Source organism: Yoonia sp. R2-816, from assembly GCF_046762905.1.
GTDB lineage: Bacteria > Pseudomonadota > Alphaproteobacteria > Rhodobacterales > Rhodobacteraceae > Yoonia.
In genome coordinates this window covers 1-402 of the sequence record NZ_JBKQXN010000098.1, presented here as the reverse complement: position 1 = coordinate 402, position 402 = coordinate 1, and the positions used below count along the sequence as shown (strand labels likewise).

General features: G+C 51.5%; 1 protein-coding gene. It reads left to right on the top strand.

The features are described 5' to 3' along the window. Positions 1-237: 237 nt before the first annotated feature. A partial coding sequence (locus tag ACFWW2_RS01780) for a LysR family transcriptional regulator (protein ID WP_393925647.1) occupies positions 238-402 on the top strand: 165 nt, incomplete at its 3' end.

Below are 402 nucleotides of genomic sequence, written 5' to 3'. Positions count from 1 at the left end.
CATCGGGCTGTCCTGTGCGGTTGCGGAAGTTGTGATCAGAGCCAATGCGGCCAGTGCCTGAAGGATTTGTGTTTTCATGATCGTCTCCTTATCTAAATGTCATCGTGTTGTTTCGATGTGCTCTTGTCCCGTACCAACCGCGCCAACCTCCAATACTGAAAACCTATTACTCAATAGGCTACAGCTATGGAGATTGCTTGATATGCAGTACCGAGGGTGCTGATTGAGGAGACGACAATGGAGATGAATCAGATCAGGTACTTTCTTGCGGTCTGCGAGCATCGCAATTTCACCCACGCCGCCAGTGCGGCAAATGTTTCCCAACCGTCTTTGACAACGGCCATCAAGAAACTCGAGGACGAACTCGGTGGCGCGTTGTTCATCCGGGATCGAGCCGGATCC